The 17140-nt window shown below is 37.7% G+C and carries 15 protein-coding genes; 3 read left to right on the top strand and 12 right to left on the bottom strand.

Features of this window, described 5'->3' with window-relative positions:
- Positions 1 to 131: 131 nt before the first annotated feature.
- Both FNN08_RS09315 and FNN08_RS09320 read left to right on the top strand, forming a co-directional pair.
- The gene (locus tag FNN08_RS09315) at positions 132 to 3161 is read left to right on the top strand and encodes a TonB-dependent receptor domain-containing protein (protein WP_143585057.1); all 3030 of its coding nucleotides are present in this window, start codon (positions 132 to 134) and stop codon (positions 3159 to 3161) included.
- Positions 3162 to 3286: 125 nt separating this feature from the next.
- Positions 3287 to 4369 carry a metallophosphoesterase gene (locus FNN08_RS09320; RefSeq protein ID WP_260679306.1) on the top strand — a complete coding sequence of 361 codons (1083 nt, stop codon included), beginning with the start codon at positions 3287 to 3289 and terminating at the stop codon, positions 4367 to 4369.
- A gap of 92 nt (positions 4370 to 4461) precedes the next feature.
- Here the strand turns inward: FNN08_RS09320 and recA are convergent, their stop codons facing one another.
- Positions 4462 to 5499 carry a recombinase RecA gene (gene recA, locus FNN08_RS09325; RefSeq protein ID WP_143585061.1) on the bottom strand — a complete coding sequence of 346 codons (1038 nt, stop codon included), beginning with the start codon at positions 5497 to 5499 and terminating at the stop codon, positions 4462 to 4464.
- Positions 5500 to 5894: 395 nt separating this feature from the next.
- On the opposite strand from recA, the gene mutS reads away from it, so the two are divergent.
- The gene (gene mutS / locus FNN08_RS09330) at positions 5895 to 8459 is read left to right on the top strand and encodes a DNA mismatch repair protein MutS (RefSeq protein ID WP_143585063.1); all 2565 of its coding nucleotides are present in this window, start codon (positions 5895 to 5897) and stop codon (positions 8457 to 8459) included.
- Positions 8460 to 8557: 98 nt separating this feature from the next.
- Here the strand turns inward: mutS and rpoS are convergent, their stop codons facing one another.
- The 11 genes from rpoS to eno all read right to left on the bottom strand — a co-directional run bounded on the left by rpoS (position 8558) and on the right by eno (position 17094).
- Positions 8558 to 9484 carry an RNA polymerase sigma factor RpoS gene (rpoS, locus tag FNN08_RS09335; RefSeq protein WP_143585065.1) on the bottom strand — a complete coding sequence of 309 codons (927 nt, stop codon included), beginning with the start codon at positions 9482 to 9484 and terminating at the stop codon, positions 8558 to 8560.
- A 75-nt stretch (positions 9485 to 9559) separates the two neighbouring features.
- The gene (locus FNN08_RS09340) at positions 9560 to 10354 is read right to left on the bottom strand and encodes a peptidoglycan DD-metalloendopeptidase family protein (RefSeq protein ID WP_260679307.1); all 795 of its coding nucleotides are present in this window, start codon (positions 10352 to 10354) and stop codon (positions 9560 to 9562) included.
- Between the two features lie 62 nt (positions 10355 to 10416).
- Positions 10417 to 10995 carry a YqaA family protein gene (locus FNN08_RS09345; RefSeq protein WP_143585069.1) on the bottom strand — a complete coding sequence of 193 codons (579 nt, stop codon included), beginning with the start codon at positions 10993 to 10995 and terminating at the stop codon, positions 10417 to 10419.
- A complete protein-coding gene (locus FNN08_RS09350; protein ID WP_143585072.1) occupies positions 10992 to 11648 on the bottom strand; it encodes a protein-L-isoaspartate(D-aspartate) O-methyltransferase in 657 nt (218 codons plus the stop codon). The genes FNN08_RS09345 and FNN08_RS09350 overlap by 4 nt, the downstream gene beginning before the upstream one ends.
- The gene (surE, locus tag FNN08_RS09355; RefSeq protein ID WP_143585074.1) at positions 11645 to 12397 is read right to left on the bottom strand and encodes a 5'/3'-nucleotidase SurE; all 753 of its coding nucleotides are present in this window, start codon (positions 12395 to 12397) and stop codon (positions 11645 to 11647) included. Before surE ends, FNN08_RS09350 begins: the two co-directional genes overlap by 4 nt.
- A gap of 5 nt (positions 12398 to 12402) precedes the next feature.
- Positions 12403 to 13449 carry a tRNA pseudouridine(13) synthase TruD gene (truD, locus tag FNN08_RS09360; protein ID WP_260679308.1) on the bottom strand — a complete coding sequence of 349 codons (1047 nt, stop codon included), beginning with the start codon at positions 13447 to 13449 and terminating at the stop codon, positions 12403 to 12405.
- The gene (gene ispF, locus FNN08_RS09365) at positions 13449 to 13928 is read right to left on the bottom strand and encodes a 2-C-methyl-D-erythritol 2,4-cyclodiphosphate synthase (RefSeq protein WP_143585076.1); all 480 of its coding nucleotides are present in this window, start codon (positions 13926 to 13928) and stop codon (positions 13449 to 13451) included. The genes truD and ispF overlap by 1 nt, the downstream gene beginning before the upstream one ends.
- A complete protein-coding gene (gene ispD, locus FNN08_RS09370; RefSeq protein ID WP_143585078.1) occupies positions 13919 to 14644 on the bottom strand; it encodes a 2-C-methyl-D-erythritol 4-phosphate cytidylyltransferase in 726 nt (241 codons plus the stop codon). Before ispD ends, ispF begins: the two co-directional genes overlap by 10 nt.
- Complete coding sequence (gene ftsB, locus FNN08_RS09375; protein ID WP_143585080.1) at positions 14634 to 14912, bottom strand: cell division protein FtsB; 279 nt, start codon at positions 14910 to 14912, stop codon at positions 14634 to 14636. The genes ispD and ftsB overlap by 11 nt, the downstream gene beginning before the upstream one ends.
- 109 nt (positions 14913 to 15021) lie before the next feature.
- Positions 15022 to 15666: a hypothetical protein gene (locus FNN08_RS09380; RefSeq protein WP_143585082.1), complete on the bottom strand. Its 645-nt coding sequence runs from the start codon at positions 15664 to 15666 to the stop codon at positions 15022 to 15024.
- Between the two features lie 129 nt (positions 15667 to 15795).
- Entirely contained in the window at positions 15796 to 17094 is a 1299-nt protein-coding gene (gene eno / locus FNN08_RS09385; protein WP_143585084.1) for a phosphopyruvate hydratase, read from the bottom strand.
- Between the last annotated feature and the right edge of the window lie 46 nt (positions 17095 to 17140).

Consider the following 17140-nt stretch of genomic DNA (forward strand, 5'->3'; position numbering starts at 1 on the left):
GAACATTTTTTAAGTCGCAAACTAGATAATTCGAAAGCGAACTAAAAAACTTTATAAAAATCAGTTGCCGATAAAAAAACAATGCAGTTCAAAAATACTTTGAAACTGTAAAATAATATCAGGGACTCATCATGCAGAAAAAACAGATAACGTTAGCTGTGAAAGCCGCTTTATTTGGTGGCTTATCATTAACATTTAATAGTGCATTTGCTGCCGAAGAAGAAAATATAACGGCTGTAAATTCACAAACCGCTCCAGTTGAAGAAGTTCAACAAGAAGAAGTCGAAAAAATTACCGTTACGGGCTCTCGTCTTAGACGGGATAGTTTTAGTGTTGCGACCCCATTAGTAACTATGGATAAAGAAGCCATAGAAGATACAGGCTTAGGTTCATTATCAGAGATCTTAATTAATGAAATGCCGCAAGTATCTATGGGTAGCAGTAATACAAACTCACAATCAAGTGTATCTACAACAGGCCTTTCAACTATTGACTTACGTGGTCTAGGCACAAACCGCACCCTTACTCTTATTGATGGTCGTCGTGTTGTTTCAAATAGTTACTCTGGTAACTATGTGAGTTTATCAACTATACCATCAGGTATGGTAGAAAAAGTTGAAATTATTACCGGTGGTGCTTCTGCAGCTTACGGCTCTGATGCCGTTGCAGGTGTGGTAAATATCATAACTAAGAAAGACCAAGAAGGCTTTTCATTTAAAGCGAAAGTTGGTGAAAGTGATGAAGGTGGTGGTGAAGAATATACTTTTGACATGGATTACGGTACGGAATTCTCTGATGGTAGAGGTTACCTATTCATGGCAGGTAGTTACAATGAAGAAAAGGGTTTAACCTTTTACGATCGTAAACGTGCTCAGCAACAGGATTCGTGGGATTACGATACAGATGAAATGTGTAACGTAATGCAAACAGAAAGTGGCGACCAATGTATGCGAGATATCACTAAGGCAGACTGGCGCAGTTTAAGCGACTCGATCCCTGGTGGTGTTTTCGACGAAAAAAGTAGCTCTCGTCCAGATGCTGGCTTTTGGTATGACAGTAATGGGCTTCGTAATGACTGGCATGAAGAGCGTTATGGTATCAATACTAATCAATTCGTAATGCTTAAAGTGCCAGATGAAGCTTATACAGGTGCAATCAAAGTAGATTATGAGTTAACCGATGATATTAATAGCTATTTTCAAGTGCAATACAGCGTTAATAAATCTTTAAACAACAAAGCACCAGAAAGTGAAGATGAATGTGATGACGTACTTACGTATGAACCTTCAGACGGTTCTTTTGATACTGCATGTATTGGTAGAATTCCAACAGACAACCCTTATGTACCTGCAGAAATTGCCGCTGACGCAAGTAGTAAAGGTATAAAGTGGGATCGTAACTTTGCTGAAGTTGGCAACATTATGACCGACAATGAACGCACAACTGTACGTAGCTGGGCTGGTTTACAAGGTGTGATGTTTGATGGCGATTGGGATTGGGATGTTTCTGTAGGTTACGGTAAATTTAAACAAGAACAACTACGTTTAAATGAAATTAACGTTTTTAGAGCTGCAAGTGCATTAGACGCAGAATATGCTGACGATGGCGTAACTGTTCAATGTGCTGATGCTGACGCTCGCGCCGATGGTTGTGTTCCATTAAACTTATTTGGTGAAGGTTCAATTACAGCTGAAGCTGCTGATTACATCCGTGCTAATCCAACAATTACAACAGATATTGAGCAAATTAATGTTCTAGCGTATATGACAGGTGACTTATTTGATATGCCAGCGGGCCCTGTGGCTTCAGCTTTTGGTGTTGAATATAGACGCGATGATCAAGAAGTTGCTACTGGTGGTGGTGCTGAAGTTGGTGGCGTAACATTTAACTATGTACCAACATTTAGTGGTGATGTAGAAGTGTATGAAGCTTTTGCTGAGGCAGCTTTTCCATTATTAAAAGATGCTCCAGGTGCAAAAAGCCTTACAGCTGAAGTTTCAGCACGTGTAGCTGACTACTCTTGGTCTAACATTGACTTAGTTGGAAGTTATAAAACAGGTTTAATTTGGGAGCCAATCTCAGGTTATGCTCTTCGAGCAAACTGGGCAAGAGCGCAGCGAGCACCAACAATTACCGAAGCTCTTTCTCCACCTCGAGGTGACTACGATAGCTTTGACGATCTTTGTGATGGTACTACTGCAACTTCAACTGAACCTGGCCACGATAATTGTCGAATGGAACCAACAATTGCAAGTGTTATAGCTACAGATGGCGAGTTTGAAGATGAAAACTCAGGCTACTCTCCAAATGTTGGTAATAAAGACCTTACCGAAGAGACCGCTGATACTTATACTTTCGGTTTAACAATGGCACCAAGCTTCATCGATGGCTTACGTGTTGCGGTTGATTATTACGAAATCACTATTGAAGATGCTATTTCATACTTCGATAATGAAGATATCATCCAATATTGTTATGACTCTTCTTTAGAGTATGGTGAAAATAATACATTCTGTAATGACATTACTCGTAATAGTGAAGGTAGTATTCAAGAGATAATGCAACGTAACTATAACGTTGATGAAATAACTACAAAAGGTTATGACATTGCAGCTGCTTATGAATTTGATTTAAATGATTTTGGTGCGCTTAAATTTAAAGCGGACTGGATGCATGTTATCGAATACTCACAAACAGTTCAGTCACCAGAAGGTGCTGCTACAACAAATTATGAAGGCTATTTATCATCAGATATTTTTGAAGATAAAGCATCTGCCTCAGTAACTTGGTATAAAGGTGGTTTACGTGCGCGTTGGAGCACGAGTTATAAGAGTGCAGTAACAGCGAGTAGAAGCCGAACAGAAGATTGGCAGGAAGCGATACAAGATAATAACGAGAACTGTGCAAATGGCTCTGATGATTGTATAGAAAACCCTGAATCACTGAAGTTCAATGATATTGGTTCTTACATTAAACATAACCTTTCATTGTCATATACAACAGATATAACCGATAAAACAGAAATGCGCTTTTTCGGTGGTGTTAACAATGTATTTGACGAGCGTGGTGAGTTTATCTTAGGCGGTAAAGGTAACTACGATAGTTCTTACGGCGGCGGTATGGGTAGATTCTTATACTTAGGTGCTGAAATCAAAATGTAACAAAACTCCCTGTTATAGAGGCACAGGGATGTGCCTCTACTTTTATCAAATAAAATGTCTTTCTTACATTTAACTTCCTAATAAATTAAACGCATAATTTACTAATTATGTTGGCGCTTTATAAAATGAACTTTATTTCACAAAAAATAATCCCCTCTGTATTGTTATTGGTTTGCACAACAACTGTAGCTTTAGCTGCTACAACAAATACAATTTCCGATGGTCCATACATTAGTTACGCTGATAGTAAACTTGCTGTTAATGCAATTTGTAACGGGGCTGTTGTTAAAAATTCACTACTTAAAAGTTTAGATACTAATCGTTGTTTTAATCAGTTTAATAAAACTACATCAGTTTTATCGGAACATGTTAGATCCCCCCTAATTTATCAAGGCAACTTTGATGTGATTGCAGTAAGTGACTTTCACGGCCAATATGATTTAATGTTGGATTTATTAGTTAATAATAATGTTATTGATCAAGAATATAACTGGAATTTTGGTAATGGTCATTTAGTCATTACTGGAGATGTATTCGACCGTGGCGACAAAGTCACGGAGATATTATGGTTACTCTATAAGCTTGAACAACAAGCTAAAAAAGCCAGTGGTAATATTCATTTACTTTTAGGTAACCATGAAGTTATGGTGCTAAACGGGGACCTTAGATATCTGCATAATAAATATGAAAAAGTTTCAGTGATGCTAAACACCCCCTTTGCAAAACTTTACAGCAAAGACAGCGTTTTAGGGCAATGGTTACGAAGTAAAAATGTACTAGTAAAAATTAATTCTCAATTATTTGCTCATGGTGGATTTCATCCAGACCTTGTTCAGCAGAAATTAACACTTGCACAAGTAAATGAAGTTTTCGTTAACAATTTAGTTAAAAATGAATTGGCAAATGATCGTTCTGAACTAGCAACTTATTTACATAAAACTAATGGACCTATTTGGTATCGAGGTTACTTTAGAGAGCCGAAAGCGAGCGTTGCACAAATAGATTCTTTATTAAAACATTTTTCAGTGAGTAGCATAATTGTTGGACATACTTCTATGCCACAAATAGAAAGTCACTTTAATGGTAAAGTTATTGCCATAGACAGCTCAATTAAAAAGGGAGTTTATGGTGAGTTATTACTTATTCAAGGGGATAAAAAATCACGTTTAACTTTATCTGGTGAACAATTACCACTTAAACAAATTTAAAGTCCCCTATAAAAATAAAAAACCGCTTATTTATCATAAGCGGTTTTATTATTTTAAAGCTTGTATGCATTCTACTAAAGTAAATTAAATTATTACTTCTCTGCTTCTAATTCAGCTTCATCTGCCTCAGATGTTACTGTCGCCGAAGTTAATAATAAACCTCTTAAACGTGTATCTAAGTCTTTCGCCATTTCAGGATGTTCAGCAAGGTATTTACTTGCATTCGCTTTACCTTGACCAATACGCTCTTTACCACAGCTGTACCAAGCACCGGCTTTTTCAACTAATTTGTGCTTAACGCCTAAGTCAATTAACTCGCCTAAGCTATTGATGCCTTGACCGTAAAGTATTTGGAATTCAGCTTGTTTAAATGGTGGTGCAATTTTGTTTTTAACAACTTTAACGCGTGTTTCGTTACCAGTGATCTCATCACCTTCTTTCACTGCGCCAATACGACGTATATCTAAACGTACCGATGCGTAGAATTTAAGAGCGTTACCACCAGTTGTCGTTTCTGGGTTACCAAACATAACACCAATTTTCATACGAATTTGGTTGATAAAAATAAGCATAGTATTTGTTTGCTTAAGATTACCGGTTAATTTACGCATTGCTTGTGACAACATACGAGCTTGTAAACCCATATGGCTATCGCCCATGTCACCTTCAATTTCAGCTTTCGGTGTAAGTGCCGCTACAGAGTCAACAACGATAACATCTACAGCGCCAGAGCGGCTTAACATGTCAACAATTTCAAGTGCTTGCTCACCAGTATCTGGTTGCGACACTAATAATTCATTAATGTTAACACCTAGCTTTTCTGCATAAATAGGGTCTAAAGCGTGCTCTGCATCAACGAAGGCACAAACTTTACCATTACGTTGCGCTTCAGCGATTACTTCTAATGTAAGTGTTGTTTTACCACTTGATTCTGGTCCGTATATTTCAACAACACGACCCATTGGTAAACCGCCAGCACCTAAGGCAACATCTAATGCAAGAGAGCCTGTTGAGATTGTTTCAACATCCATGCTGCGGTTATCACCTAACTTCATGATTGAACCTTTACCAAATTGTCTTTCGATTTGGCCTAGGGCTGCTGATAACGCCTTTTCTTTGTTCGCGTCCATTTGTTTCTCCAGAATCTTGCTTAGTTATATTGTTTTGATGAGCTAAGTATACTGTATAATCGTACAGTATCAATACCTGTTAATTATTTTTTTTATAAAAAAACAAAATAAATACATTAACTAATTGATAAATAAAGAATATATTTTTTAAAATTTTTATATACCATAGTTTAAATATTGAACTAAACAGTACTTATACAGTAGTTTTTATTTATTTTATCACGCCTTTATACAGTAGTTTTTCTAGGTAAAATACTTTTATTAATTGCAACACTCTTTGCCTAATCAATGATATTATTTTACCATCAATTTCTTAGATAATTTTAGCTAACTAGAAATAGAGTTCACTTAGCTAAAATTCAATATATTAAAAATATAAATAATTAAGTTAATCAATGACAAACGATCTTCTAGCACAATCAGCTCACACACCAATGATGCGTCAGTATCTAAAAATTAAAGCTGAATTCCCACATACTTTATTATTTTATCGAATGGGTGATTTTTACGAACTATTTTTTGATGATGCTAAAAAAGCATCGGATCTACTCGATATATCATTAACAGCCAGAGGCAAAAGCGGTGGTAATGCGATTCCAATGGCTGGCGTACCTTATCATGCTGTCGAGAATTATTTAGCCCGCTTAGTGCAAATGGGTGAGTCAGTTGCTCTTTGTGAACAAATTGGTGACCCTGCAACAAGTAAAGGGCCTGTAGAGCGTAAAGTTGTACGAGTGATCACCCCTGGAACAGTATCTGATGAAGCTTTACTTAATGATAGGCAAGATAACTTACTAGTAAGCGTTTATCAGCACAAAGAAGGCTTCGGTATTGCTTATTTAGATATGAGTAGTGGTCGTTTTATTATTTGCCAACCAAATACTGTTGAGCAACTGCAAGCAGAGTTACAAAGATTATCGCCTGCCGAGCTGTTATATCCTGAATCTTTTGAACATATTGATTTATTAGCGCCTTATAAGGGTACAAGAAGACGACCTGATTGGGAGTTTGATTTAGCGACCTCAATTAAATTACTTAATACTCAGTTCGGTACCAAAGAACTTACCGGTTTTGGTGTCGATGACCTACCACTAGGTCTTTGTGCAGCGGGTTGTTTAATACAATATGTAAAAGATACACAGCGTAGTGCCCTACCGCATATTCGCAACATTAAAGCTCAAGCATATGCAGAAGGAGTAATACTTGATGCTGCGACTCGCAGAAATTTAGAAATCACCCAAAACCTTGCTGGCGGTTATGAAAATACTTTAGCCTCTGTACTTGATAAAACAGCAGCTCCAATGGGCTCTCGTTTATTAAAGCGTTGGTTGCATTTCCCACTAAGAAATATTGAAGAATTATCTAATCGTCAAAATGCAATCTCAGCAATAATTGATGAAGATCTTCATCAAGATTTACATGATTTAATTAAAACTATTGGCGATATCGAACGTATCATCGCCCGTATCGCATTGCGCAGTGCCAGACCAAGAGATTTTGCTCGTCTTCGTAATGCCTTAACGCAATTACCTGAGCTACAAAATTTATTAGGTCTTACCACGCAGCCATATATTGCAGAGTTAGCTAATCAAAGCTTACCTATGCCAGAACTACAATTATTGCTCAGTACAGCAATCGTTGATAATCCGCCGGTATTGATCAGAGATGGTGGCGTATTAGCTCCTGGTTATAATGCAGAGCTTGATGAGTTACGTGATTTAAGCCAAGGTGCCAGCAACTTTTTAGCAGAGTTAGAGCAACGAGAGCGTGACAAAACAGGAATATCTTCTTTAAAAGTCGGTTATAACAAAGTTCATGGCTTCTTTATTGAAATGAGTCGCAGTGCCGCAGTTGATGTTCCAGCTGAATATATTCGTCGTCAGACTTTAAAAAATAATGAGCGTTTTATCACCGAGGAATTAAAGTCGCATGAAGAAAAAGTGCTTTCAGCGCAAAGTAAATACCTAGCTCTTGAAAAGCGTTTATACGAACAACTATTTGATCTATTAGCGCCAAGCATTGAAGCATTGCAAGTTTGTTCTGATGCTATTGCAACGATTGATGTATTAAATTGTCTTGCCGAAAGAGCTTTAACGCTAAATTATCAAAAGCCTAAATTAACTAAAACACCTGGCATACATATTTCAGCAGGTAGACACCCTGTGGTAGAGCAAGTTACTGATTCAGCATTTATAGCCAACCCGGTTGAGTTATCAGATAAAAGAAAAATGTTGATAATAACTGGGCCTAATATGGGTGGTAAATCAACCTATATGAGGCAAACAGCTTTAATCACTTTACTTGCCCATATTGGTAGTTTTGTTCCGGTAGAAAGCGCCGAAATAGGAATTGTCGATAGAATCTTTACCCGTATTGGTGCGTCTGATGACTTAGCTAGCGGTCGCTCAACTTTTATGGTGGAAATGACCGAAACAGCAAATATCTTACATAATGCAACAGCAAACTCATTAGTATTACTTGATGAAATTGGCCGTGGTACTAGTACCTATGATGGTTTATCACTTGCATGGGCTTGCGCAGAATATTTAGCAACTAAAACCAATGCATTTACCTTATTCGCTACTCATTACTTTGAAATGACTGCCCTTGCAGAGCAAATGCCGACATTAGCCAACGTCCACTTAGATGCGATAGAGCATGATGATACGATAGTGTTTATGCATGCAGTACAAGAAGGTGCGGCAAGTAAGAGCTTTGGTTTACAAGTGGCTCAATTAGCCGGTGTTCCTAAATCCGTTATTAATCGTGCTAAACACCGATTATCAGAGCTAGAAAACAATCAGAGCCCTACAATTGTTAACCCTGTAGCAGCTGTTGAGCAAATAGACTTATTTCATAGCGATCATCCAGTAGTTGAGCAATTAAAATCTATTGATGAGAATGATTTAAGCGCAAAACAAGCCTTAGATTTATTATTTAAATTAAAGCAGCAGCTCTAGTTTTCTAGTTTTCTAGTTTCACTGTTACTTAAAAAATATTTAAACCATAAAAAAACCAGCTAATGTTAGCTGGTTTTTTAATTCTAATTAATAAATTATTACGCTTGGAATAACGCTTCAATCGATAAGTTTTGTGCTGATAAAATATCACGTAAGCGTTTTAACGCTTCTACTTGAATTTGTCTAACACGTTCACGGGTTAAGCCAATTTCGGTGCCAACATCTTCTAATGTTGCAGGTTCATAGCCAAGTAAGCCAAAGCGACGTGCAAGAACCTCACGCTGCTTAGAATTTAACTCATTTAACCAGTGCACAATATTTTGCTTAATATCACCGTTTTGTAAGTCTGACTCTGGACCTTTACTCTTTTCATCGGCAATAACATCTAATAATGCTTTTTCAGAATCGCCGGCAAAAGGGGTATCAACAGAAGTGATACGCTCATTCAATTTAAGCATTTTGCTTACATCAGCTACAGGCACATCAAGCTTTTTGGCAATATCATCTGCGGTAGGTTCATGATCAAGTGTTTGTATCAGCTCACGAGCTGCTCGTAAGTAAACATTTAATTCTTTAACTACATGGATAGGTAAACGAATGGTGCGTGTTTGATTCATAATGGCACGTTCAATAGTTTGACGAATCCACCATGTTGCATAGGTTGAAAATCTAAAACCACGTTCTGGGTCAAATTTCTCTACGGCTCTGATCAGGCCTAGATTGCCTTCTTCGATTAAGTCTAGTAATGGTAAACCACGATTATTGTATCTTCGTGCAATTTTAACAACAAGCCTTAGGTTACTTTCGATCATTCTCGATCGAGATGCTTCACAACCTTTTAATGCTTTTCGTGAAAAATATACTTCTTCTTCGGCAGTTAACAATGGTGAAAATCCAATCTCACTTAAATACATTTGAGTAGCATCTAAGTTTGATGTTGTCTCTTCAGAAATAACAGCATCTACATTTTCTTTAGTGTCTACTGCTGTGTTACCAGGTACAACTGCTTCTTTTATTTTATCCATACATATCTCCCAATACTAACCGGAACTTTTTATCGAATTATCACGTACACGCCTCTTTACTAAAATTAATTATCACTACGGTAAATACCTTTTTGGATTTACCGATTTACCCCTAAATCGTATTTCAAAGTGCAACATAGTCCTGTTGGTACCTGTGTTGCCCATTTTTGCTATTACTTGGTTTGCTTTAACGGTTTGCTGCTCTTTTACCAGCAATGTATCGTTATGAGCATAAGCACTTAGATAATCATCATTATGCTTTATTATTATTAAATTTCCGTAACCACGTAATGCATTACCAGCGTAAACAATTAAGCCATCTGCTGCGGCTTTTATTGATGTGCCTTTATTACCAGCAATATCAATACCTTTATTACCCTGGGCTGCGCTAGAAAAATTAGATATGATTTTGCCTTTTACTGGCCACACCCACTTTTTCACTTTTTGTGTCAGAGAAGGCACCTTTACACCGGTGAATTTTCCGCCACTATCTTCACCATACTCCTGTGTTTTTTGTTTTGCAACATTTTTGCTACCACTTTTTTGAGTATTTTTTACACTATTATTAGTGCTTTTATTCTGTTTTGGGCTAGAGCTCGCAGTTTTAGTAACTTTAGGTTTTAACTGCAAAGTTTGTCCCACAAAAATTTTATATGGTGGTTTTAAATTATTAAGGTTTGCTAACGTTCTTGTGTCTTGTCCTGAACGCCAAGCTATTGAATATAATGTTTCACCGGATTTAACTTTATAGCTACTACCTGAGATTGTAGTTTTGCTTGGTGAATAATTACTCGATGAGTTAGTTAAAGAAACGACAGGGGCTGGCTTACTGCGCTCTGCACAGCCAGTTAGTATTAATGCGATTAACATTAATACTATAATTTTAAATTTGCCCTTCCCTATAGTCGATTCCATTGATTTATATAATATTTTTACTTATAGATAACATACAATATGGCGATTAGTACAACAATCGCCCAGCCGATAATATCAACACTGCTTCTGATCTTCTTCTCCATTGGCGCACCACCCCATTTGATCAGGCCTGCTACTAAAAAGAACCTAAGTCCACGCCCAATAGTAGATGCAATTAAAAATGGAATAAATAGCATATGTAAGAATCCAGCGCTTAAGGTAAACACCTTATACGGAATAGGTGAAAAGCCAGCAATAAATACTACCCACACACCATATTCGTTAAACCAAGCCATGGCATGCTCAAATTTATCCATATAGTTAAATTCAATTAAAAGCGGCTGGATAACGGGTTCAAACATCCAATAACCTAACAAATAGCCCACTACACCACCGATAACGGATGAAACCGTCGTTAGTGTCGCTAATTGCCAAGCACGTTGTGGCTTTGAAAGTACCATAGGTGCCAATAAAACATCTGGCGGGATTGGAAAGAAAACAGATTCAGCAAATGTTAATACTGCTAATACTGCAGGTGCAAATTTATGCTCTGCCCATTCCATTGTCCATACATATAATTTGCTAAAGATTTTCACAATAATTCACCTGGCACTAATGGAACAAAACGTACTGCTTCAATTCTTTCTTTAATAAAACTATCACCTTGACGGCGAATAAGCTTTAATACTTGCGACTGCTCGCCCACCGGGATAATTAATTTGCCACCTTCATCTAACTGATTTAATAATTCTTGCGGTATTTCACTCGCTGCAGCAGTAACAATAATAGCTTGGTAAGGCCCTTTATTGGCCCAACCTTTCCAACCATCGCCATGCTTCATCGAAATGTTATGAAGATCTATTTTTTGTAAACGTCTTTTCGCCTGCCACTGCAAAGACTTTATCCGCTCAACGGTATAAACCTTATTAAATAGCTGGGCTAAAATTGATGTTTGATAGCCAGATCCTGTACCAATTTCTAAAACGTTGTCATTGCTGTTATCAGCAAGAATAAGCTCGGTCATCTTAGCTACAATATAAGGCTGTGAGATGGTTTGTCCCTGACCTATAGGTAATGCGGTATTATCGTATGCTTTATGTGCCAAGATTTCTGGTACAAAAGTATGTCTAGGTGTATTAGCAATTGCTTGTAATACTTTTACATCTCTTATGCCACTTGCGTATAGCTGTTGTGCTAATAACTCACCACTGCGTTGTGATTTGCCACTAATACTTTGTCCTAATCTCATAATACGAGTTCACTCATCCATTCTTTCATTTGCCCCATACTATTATATGCGGTCATATCTACGGTTAGTGGCGTTACTGATGCGTAGCCATTGCTTATTGCGTGAAAGTCTGTGCCTTCACCGCTATCTTGTTCACTTCCTAAGGTGCCATACCAATAAATATCTCGGCCCCAAGGATCGCTGGTTTTAGTCATTGTTTCTGCTTTATGACGGTTACCTAAGCGTGTTACTAAAATCCCTTTTAACTCTTCGATAGGTAAATCAGGAACATTAATATTTAATATTTGATCACTAGGTAAAGGATGACTTTGCAGCCTTGCTATCACTTTTGCTGTAACCATTGCAGCGGTATTGTAATGCACACAATCTTTACTAACTAGTGATACCGCGATTGCAGGTAATCCCATATGACGCCCTTCCGTTGCTGCAGCGACGGTACCTGAATATAAAACGTCATCGCCTAAATTGGCACCTTTATTAATACCGGCAACAACTAGATCCGGTGTGCCATCGAATAATTGACTTATGCCCAAATGAACACAGTCTGTTGGCGTACCATTAACTGATACAAAACCATTTTCAAGAGTTTCAATACGTAGCGGATTAGTTAATGTTAATGAGTTACTTGCACCACTGCAGTTTCTATCAGGTGCAATAACCAAAGTGCTAGCAAGTTTTTGTAATTCATCATTAAGTACTTTTATACCTAAAGCATTAACCCCGTCATCGTTACTTACTAAAATTTTCATATAAATTAGCTCGCTACAACAGGTTGTGAATTATCGGTATAATCGATTAATTCTTTAAGAACTGTGGTTGCGAAACAACCAGCGGGTAAGAAAAAGCTAATAATAGCTGTATCACCTTCAATTTGTAAACGAGCTTCGCTTATTTGCAAACTGACTTTACGGCGTTCTTGTTTTAAGCCAAAACGTCCTAAACCTGTGGCTAAATCATCATATTTACTAGCAATAGATTGCTCCAGAGCTAATGCCTGATCTTTTGCTAAAGACTCTCCCGCTCCCCAAAGTGGCGCGCTGATATCAATATCTTTAGTCGCTAATCGGTTAAGGATCTCATCATCAATAACCTCTGATTGGAAAACCGATCGGCTACCCGCTAGCATAAACACATCACCAGCTAGAGGCTGAGCAAATTTCTTTAATGCAATTCTTTCAGCAACAATTGCATTAAATATGAATGAGCGAGCTGCAGACAGATAAAAACCTCTTTTCTTTTTATCTTTAATCTTTTTACCTGCAAATAATTCCTTTGCAGCAAGAATATTATTGCCATCGATACCAAAGCGCTGTTCACCAAAGTAATTAGGTACGCCTTGCTCTACCACATCGACAAAACGTCTACGTAAAGCTTCTGGCTCAGTAACCTCTCGTAGGGTTAATTCAAAATAATTGCCGGTTAATGCGCCATTTTTCAATTTTTTATTGTGACGCTGATAACTGAGAACTTCGACACCTTCGATGGCTAAATCAGATAAGTCATATTCTGTTTTACCTGGGACATGAATACCAAAATATTGCTCTGTTACCGCGTTTCTATCTTTTAAGCCTGCATATGAAACTAATGCTTCTTTAACTTTAAAGTATTTAGCTAATTGCCTAGCAACAAATAAAGTATTTGCACCGGTTTTACGGATATGAATAATTAAATGCTCACCTTCACCACTTGGCTCAAAGGGTAGCTTTTCAAATACTTTAAAATCTTCTACCTTACTTCTTAGTAAGCCTTTACTCACAGGCTTACCATGTAGGTAGGGTAATTCAGTCATCGCTATAGTCATTAATTATTAGCCTGTTTAAGTAATGCCACCGCATGGACAGAAACGCCCTCTTTACGACCTTCAAAGCCGAGTTTTTCTGTGGTGGTTGCCTTAACATTAACGTTGTCGATACTGGTTTGTAAATCTTGCGCGAGTATCTCACGCATACTAAACAAATATGGGGCAACTTTAGGCGCTTGGGCTACGATAGTGATATCAACATTGCCAATTTCATGATTACGCTTGTGCATTAAATCAACAACGTGCCCGAGTAATATCCGGCTAGAAATATTTTCATAGTCAGCATCAGTATCAGGAAAGTGATTACCAATATCGGCCAAACACAACGCGCCAAGAATCGCATCGCATAATGCATGAATGGCCACATCCCCATCAGAATGCGCGATAAATCCTTGAGGATGCTCTATTTCAACGCCAGCAAGGACAATTGGCCCATTGCCACCAAACTTATGTACGTCAAAACCATGACCTATACGCATGAGATTTCCTTTTGTTGCTCAAGAATAAACGCCGCTAAATTCAAATCAGATGGGCGGGTTATTTTGATGTTATCTTCTCTACCTTCAACCACATAACTTGGCGCACCAGAGTTTTCTATAGCAGATGCTTCATCGGTGATAGCAATGTTATTAGCCAGCGCTTGCTCTAGTGATGATTGTAATTGTGCATGGTTAAACATTTGTGGTGTTTGCGCATGCCACAGGTTATCTCTATTTTCAGTATGCTGTATTTGGCCACTAGTTGAGGTACGTTTCATAGTATCTCTCACCGGAGTAGCAAGTATTGCACCTTTGTCATTATCAATACAAAACGTTATTAGTTGATTGATATCGGCATGGGTAATACAAGGGCGTGCGGCATCATGAACTAACACCCAGTTTTCATTATTAATCGCACGTAAGCCAGCAAGTACCGAATCACTTCGCTCTTTACCGCCAACCACAGACTTTACATTTGGATTATTTGCTATCGCTAGCTTTGCAAATACATTGTCATGCTCAGCTAATGCGACAATCACATTTTTAATTTTCGGGTGCGATAACAGTCGGCTTATGGTGTGTTCAATAATGCACTTTGTGCCAATTTTTAAATATTGTTTTGGGCAATCTGTTTGCATCCGCTTACCAATTCCAGCAGCAGGAACTACAACAGAAAATTGCTGTGTTGAAGAGTCAAAGTCTGGTTTATTCGTCATTAGGGATCACACGGAAAAAAGTTTCATTTTCTTTTATCATACCTAATTCATTTCTCGCTCTTTCTTCAACGGCTTGTAAGCCATTTTTGAGATCGTGAATATCTGCATAAATTAACTTATTACGCTGCTGAAGTTTTTCATTTTGGGTAAGTTGCAAAGCGACGTTTTCTTTTAGGGCGAAATAGTCAGGCACACTGTTTTTGCCAAACCACAGACGATACTGTAGCAGGACTAAAAACACTATTAAGATGACCGTAATGATCCGCATGGTTAAGAATACTTTTTAGTTATTATAATTTATAGCAGCGCTTATACACAGGCTATTGTTTATACCAATTTAATTAGTTAATCATTCAACTTGGTATACTCTATTCTATTTAAAAAACACTAACATTTAAAGGGATAGGTGCGCGTAAATTACGCCAATTGATCTGACAGGACAATAAAAGCTCCCTTAATGACAGAGTAATTGGTTGCGTTTTATTATTACCTTGCCACTGGTGCCCGCTACAAGCTGCTGTTAATACTTTTTTATTAGGCTTTAAAAGTATAATACTTTTGTCATCGTTCATACTGTCTTGCTGATAATTAAACCAGCCACAATAATTAGTCCGAAAACGTGAGTTATCGATATCTACGCGATCAACACAATCAATGATAATCCTTGACGTTGCGCCATTCTTAACAAGCACAGGTACGATTAAACCTAGTACAGGTGGATTTTTCATATACCAGTTTTGTACTTCTATAGTAGCTTGTTCTGCAATGGGTAATTGCTTAGCTTGCTTCATCGTCCAGCTCGCATTTTGTAAATCTAACAACAAAGGAGACTCTAACGCTAACATAGAAGTCGCAGTGCGCTTGATATAATGAGACAGGCTTTTTAGCCTATTTTGAATTTGTTTTACATCACTAAAATTAGCATTTGCCAAAAGCATTACTTCCCTTTCATACATAGCATTGCACAGCTCAGAGAACTGTGTTGATTGCATAGATGAATGTGAAAGTAAATCGTGAGCCATTAGGGTAATACAAAGTCCGTAATAAACAAAAAATAGCCAATATGGTTAAATAATAACATAAAAAAAGCCACTCGAAAGAGTGGCTTTTATAATTTTATGTTTTTACTCAGATACTTGTGTAACTAAAGTTTATTGGCCTTTGATTTCACTACGACCATTGTAAACAGCTTTGTCACCTAAGAACTCTTCAATACGTAATAATTGATTGTACTTAGATACACGGTCAGAACGACATAATGAACCCGTTTTAATTTGGCCTGCAGCAGTACCAACCGCTAAATCAGCAATTGTTGCATCTTCAGTCTCACCACTACGGTGAGAGATAACCGCTGTGTAGCCAGCTTCTTTCGCCATGCGTATTGCGTTTAATGTTTCAGTTAAAGAACCGATTTGGTTAAACTTGATTAAGATAGAATTAGCAATACCGTTATCAATACCACGTTGTAAAATCTTAGTATTAGTTACGAATAAGTCATCACCAACGATTTGAACCTTGTCACCTAATAAATCAGTTTGGTATTTGAAACCATCCCAATCTGACTCATCTAAACCATCTTCAATTGATACAATTGGATATTCTTTACATAGCTCACCTAAGAAATCAGAGAAGCCATTTGATGTAAACTGCTTACCTTCACCTTTAAGGTCGTAGATGTTTTTATCTGCATCATAAAACTCAGAAGCCGCACAATCCATCGCTAAGGTAATGTCTTTGCCAAGCTCGTAACCAGAAGCTGCAACCGCTTCTTTAATAACAGCTAATGCATCAGCATTTGATTCTAAGTTAGGTGCAAAACCACCTTCATCGCCAACAGCAGTATTTAAGCCCTTAGCTGATAATACTTTTTTAAGTGCGTGGAAAATCTCAGCACCCATACGAAGTGCTTCGCTAAAGTTAGGAGCGCCAACTGGTTGGATCATGAATTCTTGAATATCAACATTGTTGTCTGCATGCTCACCACCATTGATGATATTCATCATAGGTACAGGCAAGCTGTAAACACCAGGAGTACCATTTAAATCAGCAATGTGTTCGTAAAGCTCAACGCCTTTTGCATTAGCAGCAGCTTTAGCTACAGCAAGAGACACGGCTAAAATAGCATTAGCACCAAATTTTTCTTTATTTTCTGTGCCATCAAGGTCAATCATAAGTTGATCAAGTTCAGCTTGCTCTAGTGCATTTTTACCGATAAGAGCTGGGGCGATAGTATCATTCACAGCAGCCACGGCATTTAAAACACCTTTACCTAGATAACGAGCTTTATCACCATCACGTAACTCAAGTGCTTCGCGAGAGCCTGTTGATGCACCAGATGGAGCACAAGCACGACCGAAAGCACCGCCAGCAAGACGAACATCTACTTCAACTGTAGGGTTACCACGAGAATCCATAATTTCACGTGCGATGATTTTAACTATTTCTGACATATCAACCTCAAAATTTTATTTTAAATAACTAACTTATTAATTAACG

The sequence above is a fragment of the Thalassomonas sp. M1454 genome (assembly GCF_007097525.1).
Taxonomy (GTDB): domain Bacteria; phylum Pseudomonadota; class Gammaproteobacteria; order Enterobacterales; family Alteromonadaceae; genus Thalassotalea_A.